We start from the raw sequence: 23,128 nt of genomic DNA, 5'->3' as shown, positions 1-23,128 counted from the left end.
TCCGGCGTTGCACGCTCAATTTGATTTTGGCAAGCTTGTGACCGACTGGAGCCGCCCCTTCGGGAAAGGGGCGGCTTTGTTCAACATCAAGGCGCCGCACCGCACGACGGACAACAAAAGGCGCCGGGGGTACATCAAGGATCTGAGGCAAAAATCACATGACTGCATTATGGTTGATAGTGCTCTGCGGAGTGCTTTCCGTCGTCTACGCGATTTGGGCGACGTCTTCGGTGTTGGGCGCGGATGCGGGGTCGCCGCGCATGCAGGAGATCGCAGGCGCGGTGCGCGAAGGCGCACAGGCCTATCTCCGGCGCCAGTACACCACGATCGGTATCGTCGGCATCGTCATCTTCGTGCTGCTTGCCTATTTCCTCGGCCTCTATGTCGCGATCGGTTTTGCCATCGGCGCCGTCCTGTCGGGGGCGGCCGGATTCATCGGCATGAACGTCTCGGTCCGCGCCAATGTGCGCACCGCCCAGGCTGCGACGACGTCGCTGGCCGGCGGTCTCGAACTCGCCTTCAAGGCGGGTGCCATCACGGGCTTGCTGGTAGCCGGTCTCGCGCTGCTGGGTGTGACCCTCTATTTCGGCTTCCTCGTCCACTCCCTGAAGCTCGCGCCCGACAGCCGCACCGTGGTCGACGCCTTGGTGGCACTCGGTTTCGGCGCCTCGCTGATCTCTATCTTCGCCCGTCTCGGCGGCGGAATCTTCACCAAGGGGGCAGACGTCGGCGGCGACCTCGTCGGCAAGGTCGAGGCCGGCATTCCCGAGGACGATCCGCGCAACCCCGCGACCATCGCCGACAATGTCGGCGACAATGTCGGCGACTGCGCCGGCATGGCCGCCGACCTGTTCGAGACCTACGCGGTGACCGCGGTCGCCACCATGGTGCTCGCGGCGATCTTCTTCGCCAAGACGCCGATCCTCGCCAACATGATGACGCTGCCGCTCGCCATCGGCGGGATCTGCATCATCACCTCGATCATCGGCACCTTCTTCGTCAAGCTCGGGCCGAGCCAGTCGATCATGGGGGCGCTCTACAAGGGCCTGATCGCGACCGGCATCCTGTCGCTGATCGGCATCGGCGGCGTGATCTACGCCCTGATCGGTTTCGGCAAGCTAGACGGCGTCGACTACACCGGCATGGCGCTGTTTGAGTGCGGCGTGGTCGGCCTCGTCGTCACCGCGCTGATCATCTGGATCACCGAATACTACACCGGAACCGACTATCGGCCGGTGAAGTCGATTGCCCAGGCCTCCGTGACCGGTCACGGCACCAACGTGATCCAGGGTCTTGCCGTCTCGATGGAGGCGACCGCCCTGCCCGCGATCGTCATCATCGCCGGCATCCTGATCACCTACAGCCTGGCCGGTCTGTTCGGCATCGCGATCGCGACCGCGACCATGCTGGCGCTGGCGGGCATGATCGTGGCGCTCGACGCCTTCGGTCCCGTCACCGACAACGCCGGCGGCATCGCCGAGATGGCTGGCCTGCCGAAGGAGGTGCGCAAGTCGACCGACGCGCTCGACGCGGTCGGAAACACCACCAAGGCGGTGACCAAGGGCTACGCGATCGGCTCCGCCGGTCTCGGCGCCCTCGTGCTGTTTGCGGCCTACAACCAGGACCTCAAGTTCTTCGTTGCGGGGTCCGGGCAGCATCCCTACTTCGCCGGCGTCAATCCGGACTTCTCGCTCAACAACCCCTATGTGGTGGTGGGCCTCTTGTTCGGCGGTCTGTTGCCGTATCTGTTTGGCGCGATGGGCATGACCGCGGTGGGCCGTGCGGCCGGCGCGATCGTCGAGGAGGTGCGACGCCAGTTTCGCGAGAAGCCGGGCATCATGCAGGGCACCGACAAGCCGGACTACGGCAAGGCGGTCGACCTGCTCACCAAGGCGGCGATCAAGGAGATGATCATCCCCTCGCTGCTTCCGGTGCTGTCGCCGATCGTCGTCTACTTCCTGATCTACGCGATCGCGGGCGGCGGCGCGGCCGGCAAGTCGGCGGCGTTCTCTGCCGTCGGCGCAATGCTGCTCGGCGTGATCGTGACGGGCCTGTTCGTCGCGATCTCCATGACATCGGGCGGTGGCGCCTGGGACAACGCCAAGAAGTACATCGAGGACGGCCATTTCGGCGGCAAGGGCAGTGATGCCCACAAGTCCGCGGTGACCGGCGACACCGTCGGCGATCCCTACAAGGACACGGCGGGCCCCGCGGTGAACCCGATGATCAAGATCACCAATATCGTGGCCCTGCTGCTGCTCGCGATCCTGGCGCACTGAGCGGCAATAGCGAGACAAGAGAAAACCCCGCGGCGCGAGCCGCGGGGTTTTTGTTTGGTGGCTGCGCGCTCTCACCTCCGTCATTGCGAGGAGCTCTTGCGACGACGCAATCCAGTGTCTTTCCCTGGAGAGATTCTGGATTGCTTCGCTGCGCTCGCAACGACGAAGGAGGCAGTAGTGTTCGCGCGTGCCTACTGCACATCCATCTGCAAGCCTTCCTTCTGGATAATGCCGGCGAACTTCTTCGTCTCGGCGTCCACGAAGGCGGCGAACTGCTCCGGCGTGCCGTAGTCGGCGCGCGCGCCCATGGTGGCGATCTGCTTCTTGACGTCCTCGCGCTCCAGCATCGCCTTGATTTGTAGATTGAGCGCATTGAGCACCTCGGGCAAGACGCCCTTGGGCAGGAAGACGGCGAACCAGGAAGACACGTCGAAGTTCGCCAGCTCCGGCGCGCTCTCGCGCATGGTCGGCAAATCCTTCGCGAGGTCGCTGCGCTCGGTCGTGGTGACGCAGAGACCGTTCAGCGTGCCGTTCTGCACCTGCGGCAGGCTCGGATAGAGATTGTCGAACAGGATCTGGATATCGCCGGCGAGGGCCGCCTGCAGTGCGGGTCCGGCGCCGCGGAAGGGGATATGCGTCATCTTCAGCCCGGTGAGCTGGAGGAACCAGGCGCCGGTGAGGTGAGGGCTCTGGCCGACGCCGGAGGAGGCGTAGCTGAGCTTGTCCGGATTGGCCTTCAGATACGCGATCAGCTCGGGAATCGACTTGATGCCGGTCTTCGGATGCGCCGACACGATGTTCGGGATCCGGATCATGTTCGAGACCGGCTGAAGCTGGTCCGGCTTGTAGGTCAGGTTCTTGAAGATGCTGTAGGCGATCGCGTTTGGGCCGGGGTTGCCGATCAGGATGGTGTGACCATCGGGCTTGGCGCGGACCACCTCGGCGGTTCCGATCGTGCCGCCACCGCCGGAGCGGTTCTCCACGACGGCCGACTGGCCCCAGGCGGTTTGCAGGTGCGCGGCCAGGAGCCGGCCCATCACGTCGGTCGAGCCGCCGGCCGCGGCCGGCACGATCAGACGAACGTTTTCGGTGGGCTTCCAGTCCGCCAGGCTCGATCGCGGCAGAATCGCCGCCGCCGACAGGCCGGCAACGCCGGCAAGCACGCGGCGGCGGGACAACAAAATGTTCTGAATTTTCTTGGACACGAATCCACTCCCAGCTTCTTGTTTTGCTGGGAGCCTAGGGAACCCGCTGCGCAACGGCAAGTCGCGACCGGCGGCACGACGCCGCAGGCTGAAGGCTCAGTTAAAGCTGAGCAGCTTGAACAGCGGCGCGAGGTAGCTCATCTCTTGGCCCGACGTCGGCGTGGTGCGGCTGATGAAGTCGAAGATCTTGCCGTCCTGGAGGCCGTAATTCGCCAGCCGGCGCACGCGCCGGTTCTTGTCGAAATAGATCGCGATGACGCGTTGATCGACCACCCTCTGGTTCATGAACGCCACGGGACGCTCCGAGCGCTGCGAGATGTAGTAGAACACCTCACCATCGAGCGTCGCGACGGTGGAAGGCGTGCCCATGACGATCAGCACCTGGTCCTGGCTCGCGCCGATCGGGATCTGCTCCAGCGCGCCGGGCGGCAGGATGTACCCTTTCTGGAATTGCTCGCCGGTGCATGCCGCAAGCGCCACGCCGACCAATGCCGCCGCGGCCGCCAGGCGCAGGCCGCGCCAGCGTGCATGAAGGCCGCGCCGCGTGTCCGCGCGCAGGCCGGTCTGATTCGTTATCGTCATAGCGGAACTGATTCCGTCCCCTTGCGTCGCGCGAGGCGCTGAAGTACCGGGCGGAGGCTCTGAATGCAACACGCGCGCGCCCGCTTGCGGAAACCACAATGCTTTGGCCGTTCAATCACTTCAGGAAACCCCGGCTAACCCCGCCGGGCACCATTGAAGCCATCTATGGCATGATCGTGACGCAGGCGCGAGAACCCCTATTTTACCGCGACTTGGGCGTCCCGGACACGGTTAACGGGCGTTTCGACCTGTTGCTGCTGCATCTGTGGCTGCTCTTGCGCCGCCTGCGCACGGTCCAGCACGCCACGGAGCTGTCTCAGGCGCTGTTCGATCGCTTCTGCGAGGACATGGACGACAATCTGCGCGAGATGGGGGTCGGCGACCAGACCGTGCCGAAGCGGATGCGGGCCTTCGGCGAGGCATTCTACGGCCGCGTCCAGGCGTACGACCAGGCCGTGGAGAGCGAGGGCGACGCGCTGGCGGCGGCGATCTGCAAGAATATCTTGAATGGCGCCGGCATGAACCAGGCTCGGCAGCTCGCAGCCTATGCCAGGGCCACCGAGGCCGATCTCGGCCGGACCGACGAGGCCGCACTGCTCGGTGCGTCGTTCAAATTTCCGCCGGCGTTCAGGGAGGATGTCACGCCATGAGCCGAGCCAACACCACATCCTCGCCCGATCCGTGGCGGGCGCCCGTCATCGTGGCGCAGATCCCTGACACCGGGCTGCATCGCGAGCTCGAGGCATCGGCGGCCGAGCGGCAGGCCATGGCGGAGCTCGCGGGCCTCCGGGAGATCCTGTCCGCGCACGCCAGCTTCGACGTCGTGCCGAAGAGCGGCGGCCGGGTTCAGGTCACCGGGCAGGTCCGGGCCCGGATCGGCCAGACCTGCGTGGTCACGCTCGATCCGATCGAGAGCGAGATCGACGAGGAGGTGGACCTGATGTTCGCCCCCGAGGCCGAGGCGCGGCGCCTCGCCGACCTGATCGCGGAGGGGCAGGACGATGAGGAGCCGCCGGAGGTCGCAGATCCGCCGGAGGCCATTCTCAATGGTGTCATCGACCTCGGCCGGCTCGCCACCGATGCCCTGTTCCTGGCGATCAATCCCTATCCGCGCAGGGAGGGGGCCGTGTTCGAGGCGGAGGTCACCGCCCCCGATCCGGAGGACCATCCGTTCGCGGTGCTGAAGGCGCTTCAGGACAACAAAAAGAACCGGTAGCTGCCGATTCCCCGTAAGACCGCTTGCCACGGCGCAGGAGGCGTCTGCGGCAGTGGTTTGAGATTCAGATTTATCTGTTTGATTTTGATGCAATTTCCGGCGGATTTGCTGATCCGCCGCCGGATCGCCCTGAAAGCAAAAGGCTGGGGGCAAGAGGTTGTTTCGGGATAACAAAACGCTATTGTCGCGCCCCGGTCCGGGTGCGGCGTGGCGCTGGGCCGGTCGCCATGTCCATGGCGAACCCATTTTGCGGCCCCGCTCGTTCATGACCGCACCAGACCAGGTTTCCAGGACTTTCATGCCCAGCAAGGTTCGTATCGCGCTTGACGCCATGGGGGGCGATGACGGCGCCGCCGTGGTCATTCCAGGCGCGGCCATCTCGCTTGGCAGGCATCGCGACACCGAGTTCCTGCTGGTCGGCGACCGGGCCAAGATCGAGCCCGAGCTCGAGAAGCATCCCCAGCTCAAGGCCGCCTCGAAGATCATCCATACCGACGTTGCCGTCAGCATGCACGACAAGCCCAGCCAGGCGCTGCGCCGCGGCCGCAGGACCTCCTCGATGTGGCTGGCCATCGACGCGGTGAAGAAGGGCGAGGCCGACGTTGCGGTCTCCGCCGGCAACACCGGGGCGCTGATGGCGATGTCGCGCTTTCATTTGCGCACGCTGCCCGGCATCGATCGCCCGGCCATCTCCGCGATATGGCCGACCAAGCGCGGCCAGTCCGTCGTGCTCGACCTCGGCGCCACCCTCGGCGGCGATGCGCACCATCTGGTGTCACTGGCCGTGATGGGCGCGGCGATGGCGAGCGTGCTGTTCAACAAGACGCGGCCCACGGTCGGCCTTCTCAACATCGGGGCCGAGGAGATCAAGGGGCACGAGGAGATACGCGAGGCCAGCGAGATCCTGCGTGCGCGGAACCTGCCGGAGCTCGACTATGTCGGCTTCGTCGAGGGTGACGGCATCGGCAAGGGGCTGGCCGATGTGATCGTGACCGAGGGTTTCAGCGGCAACATCGCGCTCAAGACCGCCGAGGGAACCGCACGGCAGATGGCGGAGCTGCTCCGCAACGAATTGCAGCGAAGCTGGTTGTCAAAGCTGGGCTATCTCTTCGCCCGCAATGCTTTCCAGGCCCTCCGCGACAAGATGGATCCCAATAAATCCAATGGCGGGGTGTTCCTGGGTTTGAAAGGCGTCGTGGTCAAGAGCCATGGCGGAATCAACGCCGAAGGCTTTGCCTACGCGATCGATGTTGGCTATGACATGGTCAAATTCGATCTCCTGAACAAGATCAATCAGATGCTCAACCGCGAGGGTGGTGCACTCAATTCCGTGCAGGCCGCGCAGGAGGCTGTTTCGTGACGAAAATTCGTTCGGTCGTGCTCGGCTGCGGCTCCTACCTGCCCGAGCAGGTGGTGACCAACGCCCAATTGGCGGCGCGTATCGACACCTCCGACGAGTGGATCGTCCAGCGCACCGGCATTCGCGAGCGGCACATCGCGGCCGAGGGCGAGTTCACCTCGCATCTCGCCATCAAGGCGGCACAGGCGGCGCTCAGCGATGCCGGGGTGGACGCGCAGTCGATCGAGTTGATCGTGCTGGCGACCTCGACTCCCGACAACACGTTCCCTGCAACGGCCGTGGCCGTGCAGCACGGGCTCGGCATCAACCATGGCGCGGCCTTCGACCTGCAGGCGGTGTGCTCGGGCTTCGTGTTCGCGCTCGCGACCGCCGACAATTTCCTGCGCACCGGCGCCTACAAGCGCGCGCTGGTGATCGGCGCGGAGACCTTCTCGCGCATCCTCGACTGGAACGACCGCGGCACCTGCGTGCTGTTCGGCGACGGCGCCGGCGCGGTCGTGCTGGAGGCGCAGGAGCAGCCGGGCAATGCCGCGACCGACCGCGGCATCGTGACCACGCATTTGCGCTCCGACGGCCGCCACAAGGCAAAACTGTTCGTCGATGGCGGGCCGTCCTCGACCCAGACCGTTGGCCACTTGCGCATGGAGGGCCGCGAGGTCTTCAAGCACGCGGTCGGCATGATCACCGACGTGATCGTCGATGCCTTCCAGGCGACCGGGCTCAATGCCGACGGCATCAACTGGTTCGTGCCGCACCAGGCCAACAAGCGAATCATCGACGCCTCCGCCCACAAGCTGCACATCGCGCCGGAGAAGGTGGTGCTGACCGTGGACCGTCACGGCAACACCTCGGCCGCCTCGATCCCGCTGGCGCTGGCGGTGGCGCGCAAGGACGGCCGCATCAAAAAGGGCGACCTGGTTTTGCTGGAAGCGATGGGCGGCGGTTTCACGTGGGGCTCGGCGCTGGTGCGCTGGTAGCGCCACAGTCAATAAAATTTTGCCGGGGTCGGCGCCGATTATCGATGCGTCTGCATTGATGAGCGCTGTTGACCGCCGTATCGTAACCTCATAATTTCAGACAACAATTGTTCGCCGTGATGTGGGGCAGGGCGATGACCGATCACAGTAAAACCGTAACGCGTGTCGATCTCTGCGAAGCCGTTTACCAGAAGGTGGGCCTGTCGCGGACGGAGTCGTCCGCATTCGTGGAACTCGTGCTGAAGGAGATCACCGACTGCCTGGAGAAGGGCGAGACGGTGAAGCTGTCCTCGTTCGGTTCCTTCATGGTGCGCAAGAAGGGCCAGCGTATCGGCCGCAATCCGAAGACCGGCACCGAGGTGCCGATCTCGCCGCGCCGCGTCATGGTGTTCAAGCCGTCGGCGATCCTGAAGCAGCGGATCAATGCGCAGCACCGCACCAACGGCGACGGCAGCAAGGTTCAACCCGAGGCATAACCGCCTTTCGGAAAGGATTGGCATTTGGACAAGGCGCCGGATGCGTTCCGAACCATCAGCGAAGTAGCGCAGGAACTCGACATTCCGCAGCACGTGCTGCGGTTCTGGGAGACCCGCTTCTCCCAGATCAAGCCGATGAAGCGCAGCGGCGGCCGCCGCTACTACCGCCCTGACGACGTCGACCTGCTCAAGGGCATCCGCCGGTTGCTCTACGGGGAGGGATATACGATCCGCGGGGTGCAGCGCATCCTGAAGGAGCACGGCGTCAAGTCGGTGCAGAGCCTTGCCGACGGCGCGGCCGCGGTCTCGTTCGGGGCGATCGAGGATGCCATCGGCGCGAGCCTGATGGAGCCGGAGGACGAGGGCCCCATCAAGGGCATCACTGATGCCGACGATGACGATTACCACGGCGATGAGGAGGAAGGCATCGACTTCCGCTTCACCGAGGTCGACGACGAGGAAATCCTCACCACCTTCCGCAAGGGCGGCACCCCGGCCGCGCCCGCCAGCCCCAGCGCGCTGGACCGGGAGCGCCTCGGCCGGGCACTCGCCGACCTCGTCGCCTGCCGGGAGATGCTGGATCAGGCGCTGAAGGACGGGTAGGGGGCCGCTGCTTTCCGGCCAGTTCCGGGGAGATTTTGGAAGGTACGCCAAAATGGTGCGACCTCGCCTTGCGCAAAGCGGCGATCCTAGCTAATGGAACGGCGTTCGGAGCGTGGCGCAGCCCGGTTAGCGCACTAGTCTGGGAGACTAGGGGTCGGAGGTTCAAATCCTCTCGCTCCGACCAATAAAATCAAGGACTTAGCCGGAGGTCCTTCACTCTCAAAATTCAGCTCGGGAAACACCTGGGAAACAACGGCCCGGGGGGGGGGGCGTCCTGGAAGAAGATTTTTGCGGCTCAACGAATGGAATCCGAGAAAACTTCCAGCCCTGTTGCGCGTTGTAATACTCAGTACGGCTCAACTTGGCGCTCCGTAGCTCTCAGATAGGCTATTTAATCGACAAGGCGCAGGAGTTGCGCGTACACCTAATTCTGCAAGCGTCGTGCAACGGAGACGAACACGGCGCCGAGCGGGGGACTCGACAATCTCGAATTGTCCTCCCCGGCTGTGTAGCGGCGAACAGTCGCAGGTATTGCCGAGAGGCAGGCCGTCCGCTTAGCGGACCCCACGAAGCGCTTAACAAGCAATACTACCCGCATGCGCAGGCGGGCTCCGAGAACCCAACAAACCCGGAGCCACGACAATGCACGACCACGAAGGGCGCACGTCACGCGCTACCATCCCCCACGATTTCCCCCACCCGCACCGACTTGGCGGTCGCGATCTCTTCATTGAGATTCTCGGCAATCCGAGCGTGACAACGTTCACCCGTATGCTTTCGGCCGGGGCCCTCCCGAAACCACGTAAGCTCGGAAAACAAAATCGCTGGCCTGAAACCGAAATGGCCGCAGCCCGTGACGCGCTCCTCGTTTCCGAGTGAGCCTTAGCGGCTGAACCCACCCGATCAACCCGAATGCGCAGCCTGATCCTGGGCGGCGATGAGATGATCCATGTCCGACACCACTAAGTGCGCGATCAGCCGCGCAGGTTTCCTGTCCATGTCACAGGCAGAGCGCGACGCTGAGGTGACGCGTCTCACCGGCATCGGCCTTGAGCCCGAAAGCTTCGTTAGCCCAAGGACAGGGCAGCGCGTCGAGCGCGAGAAGCCTATTAGTCCGCTGCCCACTGAGGAAGGCGGCGACGCGCCGCTAACAGCGATTGCGGACGCTCGTGGCGACGCGATCATGGGCTCCGCTGACGAAACCAACGTTGAGCTATTCGGCCCTGAGAGGCATGTGCAGCGCTTACAGCTCGCTGAGCTTCGCGCCCGCCGCCGCCTGATCGAAGCGGCGCTTAACCCGTCGCCTGCGAGCGAATACGTCGCGCGGGAATGCCTTAAGCGCTTGCAGCGAGCCTCGAAGCTTGAGCGGCCGATTCTCGCAGCCTGGGCAGACGATAACCTAAGAGCGCTGGGCTTCACCGATGCGCGCGATCAGATCGCTATGGCCGCAGCTGTGAGCGTCGAGCAGGCCCGTGTGTTGATCGCCCGAGGGCGCGCCGAACTGCAATCCGCTCATCGTGAAGTCGGTCAGTCGCTCAGCACAAAGCGACGCGGCCGAACCAAACCGGACCTCCGCGAGATTGAGGTGGGATCGCTGTTCGATGGCGAGACCTCCGCTCACGCTATCGCCGCGCTGAAGCCCGACGCCCAGCATGCACTAATGCACGCTATCGAGAGCCGGTTCATTGACGCGGGTATCAACGATGCCAATGCCGAGGCGAAGTCCAGGCGCATTCGACCGCTTGCGCGTGGCGTTCTGAGAGCACTCGACGAGTTGGGGCGTAATGACGAGGCAAACCGTGATCTAATCGGTAGGCTCGATCCCGATCAGGCTCAGCGTCTTGTGGCGCTACTGATCTCAGCCAGAGCTGATGAGCTTGAAGGGCGCGTCGGCCAGTCGAAGGCCGAACTAACAAGGCTGATGGCCGGTATCATGTCCCCCACGAGGACAAACACCACCAAGCGTGGGCCTACCCGCAACCACAAACGCGCCGCCACCAGGGCCGCAGCGTAAAGGACCACAGACAATGACGTACACACGACACGGCACCGCAACCGCGAAATTCAAAGGTATCGATGGACTCGAAAGGACGCTGATCGCTCCTGCGACATGCAAAGCGGGTATGATCGTGATCAGCGCAGACCACCGTAATGAGATGGTCTTCGCGATATTGGCGGCGGGCCTTTTACCCTCGCAAGTCGAATTGCAGTTCGTTGAAAACGAGGCCAGCCGGGACGCCCGGTTGGCTCACGAGCGGGATCGCGACCTAGCGGAATATGCCGAGCGACTTTTCAATCTAGAGCAGAGTTTTGCCGACCAGAAGGCAGAGTACCAAGACGCCTTGGACGACCTTCGAACAGAAATCGACGTGCGGGGGATGGGTATCAAATACCCCGAAGTTGCCGCGCTCGTCGCTGATCGCATGAGCGCGGTCAAAGCCCTCGACGAGAAGGCAGCACATTACGCCAACACGGCTCTCTACGAAGAGTTGTTCGGCTTCAGCGCTGAGACGGGTGACGGGAATGTCTGAAGTAAAAAAGACGGCTAACCGAGATGACGCACGCCGCGTGATGAATAAGCAGAACGCGATGCGTCTTGCGCGCAGCGGTGTACCCGTATTCCCTTCGTCGGGAAAGGTGCCCTTGGTGAAGTGCTATAACAAACTCGACACCGAGATCAGCGCGGGCGAGCGCGCTGCGGCGGTAGAGAAGGCACGCGAAGACGGAAATACTTCGCTGACGGTGTTTGTTGGCGCCACCACGAATGAGGCCGTAGTGAAGAGGATGTGGCGCGACAAAAACAGGGATGCGGTCCCCAGCGTCGCGTGCGGCCCTGCGAAGTTGGTCGTGATCGACGCAGATACGAAGTTCAACGGCCCCGAGAAGATCGCTGCGTTGTTCGCGGAGCGCGGCGGCGTGCCTGAGGGCGTTCAGGTAATAACGACGCAATCAGGCGGACGCCATTATATCTTCAGCGACCCCGACAACGCGTTCACAAACTCGGCCGGTAAGTTGAAAACCGAATACGGCTGCGACGTTCGCGGGCGCGGCGGTCAGTTCGTTGCACCTGGCTCAGTGCGCGAAAACGGGAAAACATACGGTGACACCAAGACGCTGAACGCGTTCATCGCAGCGTACACGGCTGGCACCATCCCCCCGCTACCGGATTACATCGTCGAGCTGATCGGCGCATCGTCGTCGGCTGTCAATGACATTCCCGCGACGAAGGAACGCGATGTAATCCAACGCATCGAACAGGCCGACATTCCGGGGTGGGAAGAGCTGTGCGCGCCGCTCGGTGACTACGACTTCGAAGGCCTCAAGAGCGCGAACGCTGAATTCGCCCAGCTCTATGACGAACCGTCCGACGACTGCTCCGCTAACCGCTTCAAGGCCGCAAGGCACGTCCTACGTGAGTGGCCCACCATGCCGGTCGAGCACCTGGCTTCCTTCTTCCAGTCGTGGGACGGGGCGGGCGAGTTCGTTGGGGGCAAGCCGCGCTCCGGAGAATATAATGCAAGGCAGATCGCTCGTGAGTGGTTTCGAAACGCCAGCTCGACGGGCGCCGCGTTCGGTGCGTCGGTGGACGATGAGGACGAAGTCGCTGAGCGGGATGCGTACATCACGAATGGCGGCACCGAAGCAAAGTGGGACGCGTGGAAGGAGCGGCTTGAAACCGAAAAGGCCGAGCGCGTTGCAAGAGCGGAAAGAAACAAGGTTAAGGCCATGGCCGAGCAGTCGAATAAACTGCAAAACGATATTGACGACCTGGACCGCGCTATCGAAGCGCTCGCAGATGACGTTACTCTTGAAGTTGAGGGGGCGGCCGATGCCGTGAAAGCGCTAGAAGAGCAGCGTTACAAGAAAGCCCGGCAGTTAGAGAAGCAAGACAAGGAGGCGGCTAAGCTGGATGCCGGTTTTTTGTGGCAGGCGGAGGTAGCTCAGGCCTTCACGGTCACAGACGACCTCATTGAAGACGTGCTGCCCGCCTCAGGCGTAGTCGCGCTCCAAGGTGACTCTAACACCGGCAAGACGTTCCTCGCTCTGCACATGGCAGACTGCGTGCAACGCGGCGTCAAATTCTTAGGGCGCAACGTCATTCAGGGCGGCGCGATGCTGGTTGCCGGTGAAGGCCGACAGGGTATGTCTAAGCGTCTAACAGCCCTTTATCGCGAGCGCCCCAGCGAGGGGCGTGGTATCGCTGTGCGCACTGACCTACCCAATTTCGGTGCAGGCGTTCAGGCCGCAGCGCAAAAGCTGCGGGCGATGATTGCGCGATACAACGATCAGCAAGGGCATGTTCTGAGGCTGCTTGTGCTCGACAACCTGACACGCCTCATCGGGGGCGCCGACATGAACGTCACCCACGGCGTCAGTGAAATGTTCTCGGCGCTGGAAGACATCGCTCAGGAGTTCAGCCTTTGCGTCGTGGTCCTCCACCATTGGAATAAAAGCGGCAAGGGAGCGGGTACGTTCGCAATTCGCGCGGCGGTCGACTCGGTCCTCGACTTGTCCGAAGAGAAGGCTGGCGTGAAGCGCATCTCCGGCGACAAGGTCCGCGACGGCGCGAAGGGCGAGCACTTGAAGTTCAAGCTGCGCGAAGTGGTGCTCGGAAAGAACCGCTGGGGCAACGACGTGGGGAGCTGCGTTGTCGAGGAATACACAGCGATGTGCGCCGTCAGCGATGAGGGCTCTACCGACGAAGAGGAAGCGCCCACGGTCAAAATGCCCGACAGGCGCGAAGACCGAATGGAAGACGTGCTAGCGATCTTCGACGACGAGGCTAAGCGGCAGAAGGCCGACGACGAGTCACTGAGATCAGCACGCGAGCGCCTTGAGCTGCAAATGCGGGAGATCGTGACTGCGGTCAACACGCGGCGCAAATCGGCAGGCTTGGAACAGCTGGGGCGGGCTTCAGTACAGGCCTGCGTGCGGGAAGCGGTGGAGGCCGACCTACTGACCATCTGCGGGACCAAGGCGCTGCCATTCTATAAGTTGGCAGCCTGATTGCTGTCGACCCGAGGTCTCCACGACTTCGGGCGCCCACATTCTCCGGGGGCGAATCAGGGTGGTCGGACCAATGTCCGGCCGCCCCTTTTGCGTTGGCTTCCAGCGCTGCGAGAAGGCAGGGCGGGTGCCTCGCTGATCGCCTGAACGACCTCCAGCCGTTGAGCCCAACGCGGGCTGAAAGGCTCTCAGGCGGTCAGGACGGCGGCTGGAAGCAAAGGTTTAAAATCAGCGGCGAAGGCCGAACCGCCAAGTGGAACAAGTGCCAGAATGGGTGCCAGAATAGGTGCCAATGCAAATCGGTCTGGCACCCATTCTGGCACCCATTCTGGCACCTGGCTGGCACCTCATTCTGGCAGCTGTCTGGCACCTCGTTTTGGCACCTTAAGTGCTGATTTCATTGGTGAATTCGGCGAGTGCCAGAAAGTGCTAGAAAGTGCCAGAAATTTTCCCATCTTGATTGCCATCTCTCCGCCCCCGTTCTTTAGAACGGGGCGATGGCAGTGGGCGGGGGTAAGGCTAGCAGGTCTGAGAGACTGAAAGCCCGACAGTCAAACCGAAATGAGAGAGGTGGGATTACTCGCGGATAGGCGTGTCGCGGTCGGTGCTTTTTACAAGTTCGATAGCCGCGAAGCAGTCGGCCTTGTGGTGATAGCCCTCGCCGGACTCAGCGACCTTGCGCATATTTCGCGCATGTAGCGACCAACGCCACTGATTATTCACGTCCCGGTAGAGATGGAAGTACATGGCCGTCCCTCCGGATTGAGTCTACCGACGCCAAGACAGCGTAGGGCTAAAAACTCGCGGAGGTACTACCTGGGCTAGTGGGGCGCTTCGGGTAATGGCAGACCGACCAGTTCTGGTAGGTGCCAGCCGGAACTTAGAGCGTAGAATGGCGCGCCATTTTTCATCAGCCGGAGAGCAGCACAATGGACGCATTACCCCGCATCCAAGTCCTCCGGGGTCTTATCGAAGAACAGATTGAAGCCGTCGCGGCGGCTATCTGCGATGGCAAATGCCCGTTGGAGGCCGAGCTGCGTTTAGAGTGGCTTACTCGCGAGCTGGTGCTCGAAGAGAGCGGGGAACGCGTCTTCACGCACCAGAGCATAGCTCAACGGCTTTGGGACCAATATAGATGGGCCTCCCGCACGCGCCGTCGCCCCTACACTCTCAAACAACCGCGCTCGAACTAACAGCCTTCTGGCCGAACAAGTCGTTTAGTCGGGCGGGCGAGTCGTTCTCGGAGCTTTAAGGCGCTCAGTCGTTCGGCCGGAAAGTCGTTCAGTCTTTCAGGTCAATGGCTTACCGGGAAATCGTAGAGTTAGTGGCGGCGAGTCTGCCTATGGGTGGGAGCGCGCTGTTGCGGGCAGTGCGATGTCCCTTTCGGTGGTGCGGCGCTGTGGCCTAGAGGTCCGGCGTCGCACTGGCCGTGATTTCCCTCATCCCCGCCATACACGAGACTGCCATGAAACACACCACCGATCCGGTGATTGCCGGATTGATTGAAGGCCTGCGACCGCGCACCATCGCGCCCGAGGCTGAAACGATCACCCTAGACATTGACGCGATTCGCGCTGACGAGCGCCTACGCCTAATTCAGGCTGCTGAGAGCCTGGCCGAGACCGCAGAGCATCAGCTCGCAGCGCAACTCCGAACGGCCAAAGCAGCCGAGAGGCAAGCCAACGCTCTTGAAACGCTTGTGGCGCTGTTCGCGTCATGCGTCGGCCGTGGCTCCGCGAGCGGGCCGGGACAGTGCTCTTCCGATTCTTGGACCAGCGAACCTGTCAACTATTTCAGGGCGTCCTCAACGGGCAACAGCTTCAAGCCAGATCGGGACGACGATGCCGAGTGACTTCATCGCGCTCGCCCAAACCGTACTCGCGACGAATGCACATCACATTGCTGCCGACAGCGTGACCCAGCTTGCGGTCATCGGCTTTGCCGTGATGGAAAATGCGGCGCGCGAACGTATTCGCTCCGAGATGGAGTTGGATCGCATCGCGCGGGAAAGACGCGCGGAGAAGTAACACACAAAAGACAGGGGCACGCGGTGTCAATCTTGAAGGTAGATTTAGACGGCAGCAAGCTCGAAGCGTGGGCCGACATCCTGTCGACGCGTGGCCTGAAGAATGCAATCCGACGCGCCGTAGACAAGTCAGCGACGGCAGCACGCAAAGTTGCTCTGAAGATCATCGCGCAAGACGTGGGTGTCCCCGTCGCTAGGATTAAGCCTGGCGTCACAAAGCTCAGGCGGACGACTCAAGGCGACTTAAGCGCCTCGTTCACAGCAGACAAGCTGCGCATCGGCATCCTGAACGTGTCAGGAGCTAAGATCGGTGCGGGCGGATTGACTGCTTCTACGCATCGCCTGACGGGTGGCGGCTCTGCCTCGTTGAAGATCAGGAACGCGTTCCTCGTGCATGCCAATGGTGGCACGTTTGTCGCATTTAGGAAGAGCCGCGAGCGGCTGCCGATCAAGGGCGTTTACGCAGAGCACCCAGGCACAGCCATGGGTCAAGAGGGCGCAGCGGCTCGCACAGCGTGGGAAAAGGAAGCCAACAAGCAAATCGCTGAACGACTGCCGACCGAGATTCAGAAACAGCTATTGGCCGAAGGCTTGCCCTACGTGGCGCCGCCAGACAACGATTGAGATGGGACACAATGACCGACCACACATGGGGCGACCTGCAAGCGGTCGCGGCCTGGCATGACGAGCGTGCCTCGTCAGCCTATCGTAAGCGGGCCTTTTCGGTATCGCGCAGACACACCTCTATCGCTGCCAAGCTCCGACGAACCCACAACCTCCTACTCGCTCGGCAACTGCCAGAGAAAATGCCAAGCGAGTTCTGACCTAAGACCCGCCCGCCTAGGACGGGCGCACGCCTTCGCGGTTGGACATGCCGCTTGATGGGTTGTGCGCCACCCGGAGTGCGGGCGCAGCGCGCGGCGCCTTGGTGCGTCTTGGCAGGCTCCGCAAGGGCGCCGCGCGCATCTATCCCACGCGGCAGGCCGAGCAGCTTAGCTCTCGCGACTGCGCGCGTCAGCATCGCCCGTGCGGCCTAGGAAGCGCGCGTCGACTATGTCACCGACGCAGCATGGGCGCACACGACCGCGCGGGCGATCAGCTCACAGCGCGGACTAACTGCGCGCCGATCACAAGCAGCACCCACGCGGAAGCCCGTGAGGCCATGGCAAGCGCCTTCATGGGTCCCCTCCGAGCCCCTCCGAAGGGCCGAGCGGTCCACTGCGCGCACTGTTTCGCATTGAAATCATTGAATTTTTGATCGTCCGTTACCCAAAACGCGGCGGACGTGCACAGAAAGGACAGCCCGACATGGGACGCCCCAAGGGTATCTTCAGCAAGATCGCTGACGAGATCGGCATCAGCCGCACCAGCGTGCGCCGCGCGCTAGCGGAAGCTGGCCTGTCGGAGCAAGAGGCCGAACAGGACTTCGAGCGCGCCGTCGAGATCGCGCGGACGTTCAACGACAAAGATAAGACGCTTGGTCATGCCGCGAACGGCAGGGGCGAGGGCGGGACCAGTAGTGATTACACAGCGGCAAGGGCCGAGTTAGACCGGGAGCGCGTCGAAAAGATGCGCATACAGAACGGGAAGCTCCGGGGCTCGCTTATATCACGCGAGGCCGTCACACAGACCGGCATCCGCCTTATCGCCGAAGTTCGAACCGCTTTGCTTTCGCTTGGTCCGCGCATTGCTGACAAGGCAGTGGGCAAGACCGACACAAAAGACATCGCGCGCATCGTCACCCAAGAGGTGAGGGACGTGCTTGGCGTGCTCTCCGATAGCGACCGCTTTCTAGCCGCGCTTGAGGCCGAAGCGCTGTCATAACTGAAAGTATCTACCGCCATGCCCGACACCGCACTGGCGCAGGCGTGGCTCTACGCTTGGGCGCCGCCGCCGATTGTCGCGCCTACCGCATTCGCTGAAAGCGAGATTATCCTTCCCGCCAGTGCGAACGCGTTGCCGGGGCCGTTGCGTCTCGCGCCATACCAGCGCGAGCCAATCGACGCCGTCGCTGAAGATGCCGTTGAAATCATCGTGCTTATGCTGGCATCGCAAACCGGCAAGTCGACCACTATCAACGCAATTATGAGCCACTGCATCGCGAGCGACCCGGGGCCACTGCTCCACGTCTCCCCGACCGGAGGGCGTTCGGAGGAGTTTGTACGCGAACGCTTCGACCCGCTCGTGGCCTCGTCGCCTGCGTTGAGGGCGCTTATCGGCAAGGGTCAAGACACACGCAAGGGAAGCAGCGGCGGGATTGATTCCGTATCTGCGAAAACATTCCCGGGTGGGCAGTTGAGCTTCGCGTCCTCCTTCAAGGCCGACGAACTCGCGGCGCGCGCTATTAAATACCTGTTTCTCGATGAGATCGATAGGTTCGCAACGTCAGCAGGTGTTGAGGGTGATCCTATCGGCCTGGCAGTCAAGCGAACGAAGACGTTCGAAGGCAAAGGCCGCAAGATCATCATCGTCAGCACGCCGACTACTCGGGTCGGCTCCCGCATCAATGCTTGGTATTTGCGGGGAGATCAACGGAAGTTCTTTGTTGCTTGTCCCGACTGTCAGCACTCAGCGCCAATCGACTTTGAGAACCTGAAATGGGAGCCGGGCAAGCCCGAGACCGCCCACCTCGTTTGCGAAGAGTGCGGCGTCATCCACGATGAACGCGCTCGCCGATCAATGATCGAAGCTGGGCGCTGGCAAGCCACGGCGACAGGCGAGAAGGGCATTCGATCCTATCACCTGACCGAATTGACATCGCTCTTCAGCACCATGGCCTCGGTTGCGCAACAATACGAAGGGGCCGCGACGCCAGAGCAGAAGCAGGCCTTCTACAATACAACGCTTGCTCAGGTGTACGACGCGGGCACAGAGGTTGAGCTAAGCTCGTCTGAGTTGCAACAGCGCGCCGAGAAGATCGGGCCGCCCTATGCGGCGAACCTGCTCTTCGTCTCAGCGGGCGTTGACGTTCAGGCTGACCGGCTTGAGGCCACCTTTCTCGGAGTGCACAGCGATCAGACGTTCAGCGTTCTCAACCATATCAAGTTGATGGGCGATACAAGCGGCGATGCAGTCTGGCGTCAGCTTGACGAAGCGATGGGGTCGACATTCAAGACGACAGACGGGCGCACGTTGCCCGTTCAGATACAGGCCATCGACTCCGGCTTCAATGCCGATCAAGTCGTCAAGTTCGTGCTGGCACAACGCCGGAAGTCCCGAGCGTCATACGCGGTGAAGGGCAAGGAAGGTTTCGACCGGCTGCCGCTCACCCAAGGTGGGCGGCTCAAGGGCCAAATGCGCTTGCTCATCGTGGGGTCTGACGCAGGCAAGCTCGCGGTGCAAAAAGCGCTGGCGCTGCAAGAGATCGGACCAGGCTACATCAGGCTGCCCGATCATTTGGACGCTGACTACTTCGAGGGCCTCGCCTCCGAAGAGCTGCGAATCAAGGTGGTGAAGGGCGCGCCGCGATACGCCTACCATCGCATAGTCAAACGCAATGAGCCTCTCGACTGCTTGGTTTACGCGACGGCCATAGCGAAACACCCACACGTGCAGGCCGCGACCACAAAGCCGTTTGCACAGCCCGGCAAATCGTCATCGTTCCTAGAGGCCGCGAAAAGACTCGCGGCTCTTTCATCCCAACCCACGAGGTAACTATGTCTAAAAAACCCACCGTCGCCGCAACTGTCAGCGGAGATCGCAATGCCGCTATCGCAGCCGAGCGCCTGCGCATCGCGGCTATTCTCGAAAGCCCCGAGGGCAAGCGCAATCCGGCAATGGCTCAAAAGCTCGCGCTCGGCTCGGCTCTTGATGCAGAGACCGCTCGCAGCATTCTTGCTGAGGCCCCGGCCGCTAACCCGTACCTCGCCGCGATGGACCGCGAAGGCCCCATCGGTGTCAGCCCTTCGACTGTCAACATCGCGGCCGATCCGAAGGCTGCGCGCCTCGCTGAGATCAAAGTCGGCATGAAGGCCTTCAACGCCAGCCGCAAGAAGGGCTAACCGAAAATGGCTAAGCGATCCACGCGCAGTCGGCCGTCACGGTCTATTGCCGCTGCGGCGTCTGCCGCACAGAGCGCGATCAGCCCCGCCACGGCGATATCCAGCATGGTGGGTGTATCGGAAAAGGCCGGAATCATGTCCGGCACTGATGGCAAGCCCTCGCTGGTATGGGCACGATACGACGGTGCGCCCTTCACGGCTGGAAATCTTGGCTGGCAGCCCTATTGGGGAATGCCGGGTTCGGAGATCAGCCGCGAGCGGTCCCTGGTCTCTTCGATCACGCTTGATCTGTTGATGTGCAACCCCGTCATTGCTGCGCTGGTCGAGGGCTTCGCGACATATGCAGTGGGGAACGGGCTCACGCTTTCGTCGCGGCCCAACTATGGCGCCCTCGGTATCTCGAAGGAAGCCGCACGCGAGCTGTCGCACCAGATCGAAACGGCCTGGCAAGCATGGGCAAAGAACGGCGCAGAGTGCGACGCGTCCGGCCGTCACTCGCTGCATCAGTTGGCCGTCGCTGCTTATAAGAGCTTCTTGCTCACGGGCGAGACCCTGTTTGCTATTGACTGGCAGAAATCAGTGGGCGCGGTCTCGCGCACGAAGGTCAACATGCTGGACGTTCGTCAGCTAGACCAGACCATCACCCGGGTCGCGGAAGGCAATGGCGGGGGTAGCATCATGCAGGGCGTGCAGTTCGATAAGAACGGCAGGGTTGAGGGCTATTGGGTCAGGCCTTTCGTGCTTGGCAACTTCAGTTCGGCGCCTCAGGCTGTCTTCGTCAAAGCTCGTACATCGTGGGGGCGCACGAGGGTTGCGCATTTTTTTGACATCATCGTGCCCGGCCAGATACGTGGCATCTCGCCGCTAGCTGCCGCACTCACCCCCGCGCACTCAAAGTCGACGCTAAGAGAGTTCGGACTTGCGGCTGCGCTTGTTCAATCTATGGTCGCCGCGACAGTGGAATCCGACTTGCCCCGCGATGCAGCGTTGCGGTCGCTCACTACCGTCGACGCGATGGATGTTCCTGCTCCCGCTGGCGTTTCGCCGGAGGCCTGGGCGGAGGCGCGGGCGTCATATTACGAGAACGTCAGGGTCAACCTCCAACCGGGTTTAGTCACCCATATGTATAAGGGCGACAAGCTGGTCATGCACCGGCCAAACAGCCCGAACATGGTTCATGACGTGCTTGACAAGTCGCTCAGCCGAGAGGCTGCGAAGGCTGCAGGCTCATCGGCAGAAGACGTGAGCGGTGACTACTCGCAAACTTCGTTCAGCGCTTCGCGCCTTGCGCAAGAGCTGCCGTGGCGGATCAATAAGCGCAGACGCAGTGCCATCGTTGAGCCGTTCTACCAAGCGGTGTTTGCTGCTTGGCTCGAAGAGGCTTGCGAGACGGGCCGCATCCGTCTTCCGAACGGCGCCCCCGCATTCTGGCAGGCTACCGACGCTTACAGTAACGCTGTGTGGCGTGGCGAAGGTAAGCCAGTCGCCGATCCGCTGAAGGCAGCGATGGCAGATATCCTTGAGGTTGAAAATGGCTTGTCCACGCTCGAAGCGAAGCTTGGTGAGCGCGGCCTCGATTTTGAAGAGGTGCTTGCTCAACGAAAAGCAGAGCGCGAGCAACTCGAAGCGGCAGGCCTGCCGTACCCCGTGCCAAAGAATCGCGACGACTTCGAGCCCGAAAGGGACGAGCCGCCCGCAAAACCAGGACAGCAACACGATGACTAACTACACACCGACCGTAGACAGTCCCTGTGCGATGTTATCCGCGTTGCGCGCGGCCTACTACCAACTCCTAGCTGGGCAAGCCACAGCACAAGTCCGCAACGGGGACATGTGGACGACCTGGCACCGCTCAGACGCCAAGACGCTGCAACACGAAATCCGCCGCCTCGAAGCCATCTGCGAAGGTGGGGCCGGAAGAGCCGTCCGGGTCGGGCCGTATGTCCCGATGGGCGCACGACGCCATCACCGATACTGAGGTCAACGCATGACTACCGTCTACACCCACCCGGCTTCCCGCCGAGACGTACTCCTCTCATCCGGTGAGACGATGTCTCGCGCGGACGCTGAGGCGCTCGGTTACGAGATTGCCGCCTATACCGATCTGCTCAAACCGGCCGAGCGCATCGCCACTCGACATTCGGACCATCTCGACCTGGCAGTCCTACCTCCTTTCGGGCTGACCGTCACCGAAACCACCGCGAAGACACTAGGCTTTGCCATCACGAAAGACGGGGCGAAGCGAACTGCACTGCGATCCGACTCGTCCGCCGCATGGCGCACGGCCATTTTTACTTCACCCGAGGCAAAAGACAGACCGGCCGCGACGGCCGAGCTTGTTACGTCGCGCGGACCTGAAAGCCTTTCAGTCGATCAGGCCATCGCTTTCTTGCGCGGCCTGCCTACCGAAACCACTGACACTGACACCGTAGAAGAGACCACCATGACCAATGACGACCCGCGCGCTGCACGCCTTGCCGAAATTCGCAGCACCATGAACGCATTCAACAAAAACAACGGGTACAAGGTCAAGGCGCCGCGCGCAGATGCAAGCGCCGTCGAGCCCGCGAAGCTCAAGCGCCTCGCTGAGATTCGTTACAGCACGCTGTACACGAACGGCAAGGGCATGACGCAAGAAGCGAAGCAGATCAAGCTCGCTCTCGATACCCACGAGAATGTGGGAACGCCGCTGGCCCAGGCCTTCGCTCAGCTCGGCTTCGACGCCTCGAAGCTGATCCCCAACCCCTAACCGCAAAGGACACGCGGTATGACCTACAAGTTTGACCTCCGCAAGGGCGATGAGCTGACGCTGCGGAAACCTAAAGCGCGAGCTGCTCACTGTGAGAAGGTAAATTTGCAGCCCGGCAGGATTACCCGCATGTCCAAGGGGGACAAGCTCGTGCTGCAAGTCCCTCATTGCGGCTTTGACGCTTTGAAGTTGATCCCAAACTCCTAACCCAAAGGACACTCACCATGACTATCACTTTCGCACTGTCTCAGCCGCTCAAGACCCACAATGGCGACGTTAGCGAGCTGACGTTGAAAGAACCAAAAGCGGGGCTGTTGGTCAAATACAACGACCCGTTCCAGATCAAACCGTCCAAAGACAGCGACGGTTTCGAGTACGTGTTCGACAATAAGTCCATCATGCAGTTCGCCGCCGCGATGACGGGCGTGGACGACCTGATCTTGTCGGACCTTTCGGTCTCGGACTTCATGCGCCTCAGGAACAAGATCGCTGAGATCATCGTGCAGGTTGTGCCCGACAGAAACCCTTCCGCGCCGCCCGCCGTCTAATCGCAGCGTTGATTAGCGACCGGGGACTCAGCGTCAGCGACGCTGAGTCTATGCGGCTCTCAAAACTCATAAAATACGCGGACATGTTCGCGGACCTTG

The 23,128-nt window shown here is 62.1% G+C and carries 24 protein-coding genes and 1 tRNA gene; 22 read left to right on the top strand and 3 right to left on the bottom strand.

Features of this window, described 5'->3' with window-relative positions; genetic code table 11:
- Positions 1-158: 158 nt before the first annotated feature.
- Positions 159-2,279 carry a sodium-translocating pyrophosphatase gene (locus tag ACNJYB_RS22455; RefSeq protein WP_439368532.1) on the top strand — a complete coding sequence of 707 codons (2,121 nt, stop codon included), beginning with the start codon at positions 159-161 and terminating at the stop codon, positions 2,277-2,279.
- A gap of 191 nt (positions 2,280-2,470) precedes the next feature.
- On the opposite strand, the gene ACNJYB_RS22450 is transcribed toward ACNJYB_RS22455, so the two are convergent.
- Together ACNJYB_RS22450 and ACNJYB_RS22445 are read right to left on the bottom strand one after the other, a co-directional pair.
- Positions 2,471-3,472, bottom strand: coding sequence for a Bug family tripartite tricarboxylate transporter substrate binding protein (locus ACNJYB_RS22450; RefSeq protein WP_439375617.1), 1,002 nt, complete (start codon positions 3,470-3,472; stop codon positions 2,471-2,473).
- A 108-nt stretch (positions 3,473-3,580) separates the two neighbouring features.
- The gene (locus ACNJYB_RS22445) at positions 3,581-4,066 is read right to left on the bottom strand and encodes an outer membrane protein assembly factor BamE (protein ID WP_439368531.1); all 486 of its coding nucleotides are present in this window, start codon (positions 4,064-4,066) and stop codon (positions 3,581-3,583) included.
- A gap of 98 nt (positions 4,067-4,164) precedes the next feature.
- Here ACNJYB_RS22445 and ACNJYB_RS22440 point away from each other — a divergent pair, with 98 nt between their 5' ends.
- The 11 genes from ACNJYB_RS22440 (at position 4,165) to ACNJYB_RS22390 (ending at position 13,705) form a co-directional block, all read left to right on the top strand.
- Complete coding sequence (locus tag ACNJYB_RS22440; RefSeq protein ID WP_439368529.1) at positions 4,165-4,716, top strand: ubiquinol-cytochrome C chaperone family protein; 552 nt, start codon at positions 4,165-4,167, stop codon at positions 4,714-4,716.
- Positions 4,713-5,282 (top strand): YceD family protein, encoded by a 570-nt coding sequence (locus ACNJYB_RS22435; RefSeq protein WP_439368528.1) that lies wholly within the window; start codon positions 4,713-4,715, stop codon positions 5,280-5,282. The genes ACNJYB_RS22440 and ACNJYB_RS22435 overlap by 4 nt, the downstream gene beginning before the upstream one ends.
- 298 nt (positions 5,283-5,580) lie before the next feature.
- Positions 5,581-6,642 (top strand): phosphate acyltransferase PlsX, encoded by a 1,062-nt coding sequence (plsX, locus tag ACNJYB_RS22430; protein WP_439368527.1) that lies wholly within the window; start codon positions 5,581-5,583, stop codon positions 6,640-6,642.
- The gene (locus ACNJYB_RS22425) at positions 6,639-7,619 is read left to right on the top strand and encodes a beta-ketoacyl-ACP synthase III (protein ID WP_439368526.1); all 981 of its coding nucleotides are present in this window, start codon (positions 6,639-6,641) and stop codon (positions 7,617-7,619) included. Before plsX ends, ACNJYB_RS22425 begins: the two co-directional genes overlap by 4 nt.
- A gap of 134 nt (positions 7,620-7,753) precedes the next feature.
- On the top strand, positions 7,754-8,095 hold the full coding sequence (locus ACNJYB_RS22420; RefSeq protein WP_439368524.1) for an integration host factor subunit alpha: 342 nt from the start codon (positions 7,754-7,756) through the stop codon (positions 8,093-8,095).
- A 24-nt stretch (positions 8,096-8,119) separates the two neighbouring features.
- A complete protein-coding gene (locus tag ACNJYB_RS22415) occupies positions 8,120-8,698 on the top strand; it encodes a MerR family transcriptional regulator (RefSeq protein WP_439368522.1) in 579 nt (192 codons plus the stop codon).
- 106 nt (positions 8,699-8,804) lie between these two features.
- Positions 8,805-8,882 (top strand) — tRNA-Pro (locus ACNJYB_RS22410).
- A 458-nt stretch (positions 8,883-9,340) separates the two neighbouring features.
- On the top strand, positions 9,341-9,577 hold the full coding sequence (locus ACNJYB_RS22405) for a hypothetical protein (protein WP_439368521.1): 237 nt from the start codon (positions 9,341-9,343) through the stop codon (positions 9,575-9,577).
- A 70-nt stretch (positions 9,578-9,647) separates the two neighbouring features.
- Positions 9,648-10,712, top strand: a complete 1,065-nt coding sequence (locus ACNJYB_RS22400) for a hypothetical protein (protein ID WP_439368520.1) — start codon at positions 9,648-9,650, stop codon at positions 10,710-10,712.
- A gap of 13 nt (positions 10,713-10,725) precedes the next feature.
- Entirely contained in the window at positions 10,726-11,229 is a 504-nt protein-coding gene (locus ACNJYB_RS22395; protein WP_439368518.1) for a hypothetical protein, read from the top strand.
- Positions 11,222-13,705, top strand: coding sequence for an AAA family ATPase (locus tag ACNJYB_RS22390; protein ID WP_439368517.1), 2,484 nt, complete (start codon positions 11,222-11,224; stop codon positions 13,703-13,705). The genes ACNJYB_RS22395 and ACNJYB_RS22390 overlap by 8 nt, the downstream gene beginning before the upstream one ends.
- A 576-nt stretch (positions 13,706-14,281) precedes the next feature.
- On the opposite strand, the gene ACNJYB_RS22385 is transcribed toward ACNJYB_RS22390, so the two are convergent.
- Complete coding sequence (locus tag ACNJYB_RS22385; RefSeq protein WP_439368516.1) at positions 14,282-14,452, bottom strand: YegP family protein; 171 nt, start codon at positions 14,450-14,452, stop codon at positions 14,282-14,284.
- Between the two features lie 718 nt (positions 14,453-15,170).
- Between ACNJYB_RS22385 and ACNJYB_RS22380 the strand changes: the two genes are divergently transcribed.
- The 10 genes from ACNJYB_RS22380 to ACNJYB_RS22335 all read left to right on the top strand — a co-directional run bounded on the left by ACNJYB_RS22380 (position 15,171) and on the right by ACNJYB_RS22335 (position 23,029).
- Complete coding sequence (locus ACNJYB_RS22380) at positions 15,171-15,557, top strand: hypothetical protein (RefSeq protein ID WP_439368515.1); 387 nt, start codon at positions 15,171-15,173, stop codon at positions 15,555-15,557.
- Entirely contained in the window at positions 15,547-15,732 is a 186-nt protein-coding gene (locus ACNJYB_RS22375; protein ID WP_439368514.1) for a hypothetical protein, read from the top strand. The genes ACNJYB_RS22380 and ACNJYB_RS22375 overlap by 11 nt, the downstream gene beginning before the upstream one ends.
- A gap of 23 nt (positions 15,733-15,755) precedes the next feature.
- Entirely contained in the window at positions 15,756-16,355 is a 600-nt protein-coding gene (locus ACNJYB_RS22370) for a phage tail protein (RefSeq protein WP_439368513.1), read from the top strand.
- Between the two features lie 684 nt (positions 16,356-17,039).
- Complete coding sequence (locus ACNJYB_RS22365; protein WP_439368512.1) at positions 17,040-17,555, top strand: hypothetical protein; 516 nt, start codon at positions 17,040-17,042, stop codon at positions 17,553-17,555.
- Between the two features lie 18 nt (positions 17,556-17,573).
- On the top strand, positions 17,574-19,385 hold the full coding sequence (locus ACNJYB_RS22360) for a phage terminase large subunit family protein (protein WP_439368511.1): 1,812 nt from the start codon (positions 17,574-17,576) through the stop codon (positions 19,383-19,385).
- Positions 19,386-19,387: 2 nt separating this feature from the next.
- Positions 19,388-19,732, top strand: coding sequence for a hypothetical protein (locus ACNJYB_RS22355; RefSeq protein ID WP_439368510.1), 345 nt, complete (start codon positions 19,388-19,390; stop codon positions 19,730-19,732).
- 105 nt (positions 19,733-19,837) lie between these two features.
- Positions 19,838-21,457, top strand: a complete 1,620-nt coding sequence (locus tag ACNJYB_RS22350; RefSeq protein ID WP_439368508.1) for a phage portal protein — start codon at positions 19,838-19,840, stop codon at positions 21,455-21,457.
- 262 nt (positions 21,458-21,719) lie between these two features.
- Positions 21,720-22,481 (top strand): hypothetical protein, encoded by a 762-nt coding sequence (locus ACNJYB_RS22345; RefSeq protein WP_439368507.1) that lies wholly within the window; start codon positions 21,720-21,722, stop codon positions 22,479-22,481.
- Positions 22,482-22,499: 18 nt separating this feature from the next.
- Positions 22,500-22,688 (top strand): hypothetical protein, encoded by a 189-nt coding sequence (locus tag ACNJYB_RS22340; protein WP_439368505.1) that lies wholly within the window; start codon positions 22,500-22,502, stop codon positions 22,686-22,688.
- A gap of 17 nt (positions 22,689-22,705) precedes the next feature.
- Entirely contained in the window at positions 22,706-23,029 is a 324-nt protein-coding gene (locus ACNJYB_RS22335) for a phage tail assembly protein (protein WP_439368504.1), read from the top strand.
- The last annotated feature ends 99 nt before the right edge of the window (positions 23,030-23,128 follow it).

It is taken from the genome of Bradyrhizobium sp. SMVTL-02 (genome assembly GCF_051853005.1).
GTDB lineage: Bacteria > Pseudomonadota > Alphaproteobacteria > Rhizobiales > Xanthobacteraceae > Bradyrhizobium.
Note: the sequence above shows the minus strand (reverse complement) of the source record. Positions and strands in the feature narration are given on the sequence as shown.

Coding starts and splice junctions, on each gene's coding strand:
- ACNJYB_RS22340 (WP_439368505.1), top strand. CDS start 22,500: ATGACCTACAAGTTTGACCTCCGCAAGGGCGATGAGCTGACGCTGCGG.
- ACNJYB_RS22375 (WP_439368514.1), top strand. CDS start 15,547: ATGCCGAGTGACTTCATCGCGCTCGCCCAAACCGTACTCGCGACGAAT.
- ACNJYB_RS22445 (WP_439368531.1), bottom strand. CDS start 4,066: ATGACGATAACGAATCAGACCGGCCTGCGCGCGGACACGCGGCGCGGC.
- ACNJYB_RS22390 (WP_439368517.1), top strand. CDS start 11,222: ATGTCTGAAGTAAAAAAGACGGCTAACCGAGATGACGCACGCCGCGTG.
- ACNJYB_RS22385 (WP_439368516.1), bottom strand. CDS start 14,452: ATGTACTTCCATCTCTACCGGGACGTGAATAATCAGTGGCGTTGGTCG.
- ACNJYB_RS22420 (WP_439368524.1), top strand. CDS start 7,754: ATGACCGATCACAGTAAAACCGTAACGCGTGTCGATCTCTGCGAAGCC.
- ACNJYB_RS22380 (WP_439368515.1), top strand. CDS start 15,171: ATGAAACACACCACCGATCCGGTGATTGCCGGATTGATTGAAGGCCTG.
- ACNJYB_RS22455 (WP_439368532.1), top strand. CDS start 159: ATGACTGCATTATGGTTGATAGTGCTCTGCGGAGTGCTTTCCGTCGTC.
- ACNJYB_RS22335 (WP_439368504.1), top strand. CDS start 22,706: ATGACTATCACTTTCGCACTGTCTCAGCCGCTCAAGACCCACAATGGC.
- ACNJYB_RS22355 (WP_439368510.1), top strand. CDS start 19,388: ATGTCTAAAAAACCCACCGTCGCCGCAACTGTCAGCGGAGATCGCAAT.
- ACNJYB_RS22350 (WP_439368508.1), top strand. CDS start 19,838: ATGGTGGGTGTATCGGAAAAGGCCGGAATCATGTCCGGCACTGATGGC.
- ACNJYB_RS22400 (WP_439368520.1), top strand. CDS start 9,648: ATGTCCGACACCACTAAGTGCGCGATCAGCCGCGCAGGTTTCCTGTCC.
- ACNJYB_RS22395 (WP_439368518.1), top strand. CDS start 10,726: ATGACGTACACACGACACGGCACCGCAACCGCGAAATTCAAAGGTATC.
- ACNJYB_RS22440 (WP_439368529.1), top strand. CDS start 4,165: ATGCTTTGGCCGTTCAATCACTTCAGGAAACCCCGGCTAACCCCGCCG.
- ACNJYB_RS22360 (WP_439368511.1), top strand. CDS start 17,574: ATGCCCGACACCGCACTGGCGCAGGCGTGGCTCTACGCTTGGGCGCCG.
- plsX (WP_439368527.1), top strand. CDS start 5,581: ATGCCCAGCAAGGTTCGTATCGCGCTTGACGCCATGGGGGGCGATGAC.
- ACNJYB_RS22345 (WP_439368507.1), top strand. CDS start 21,720: ATGACTACCGTCTACACCCACCCGGCTTCCCGCCGAGACGTACTCCTC.
- ACNJYB_RS22405 (WP_439368521.1), top strand. CDS start 9,341: ATGCACGACCACGAAGGGCGCACGTCACGCGCTACCATCCCCCACGAT.
- ACNJYB_RS22435 (WP_439368528.1), top strand. CDS start 4,713: ATGAGCCGAGCCAACACCACATCCTCGCCCGATCCGTGGCGGGCGCCC.
- ACNJYB_RS22365 (WP_439368512.1), top strand. CDS start 17,040: ATGGGACGCCCCAAGGGTATCTTCAGCAAGATCGCTGACGAGATCGGC.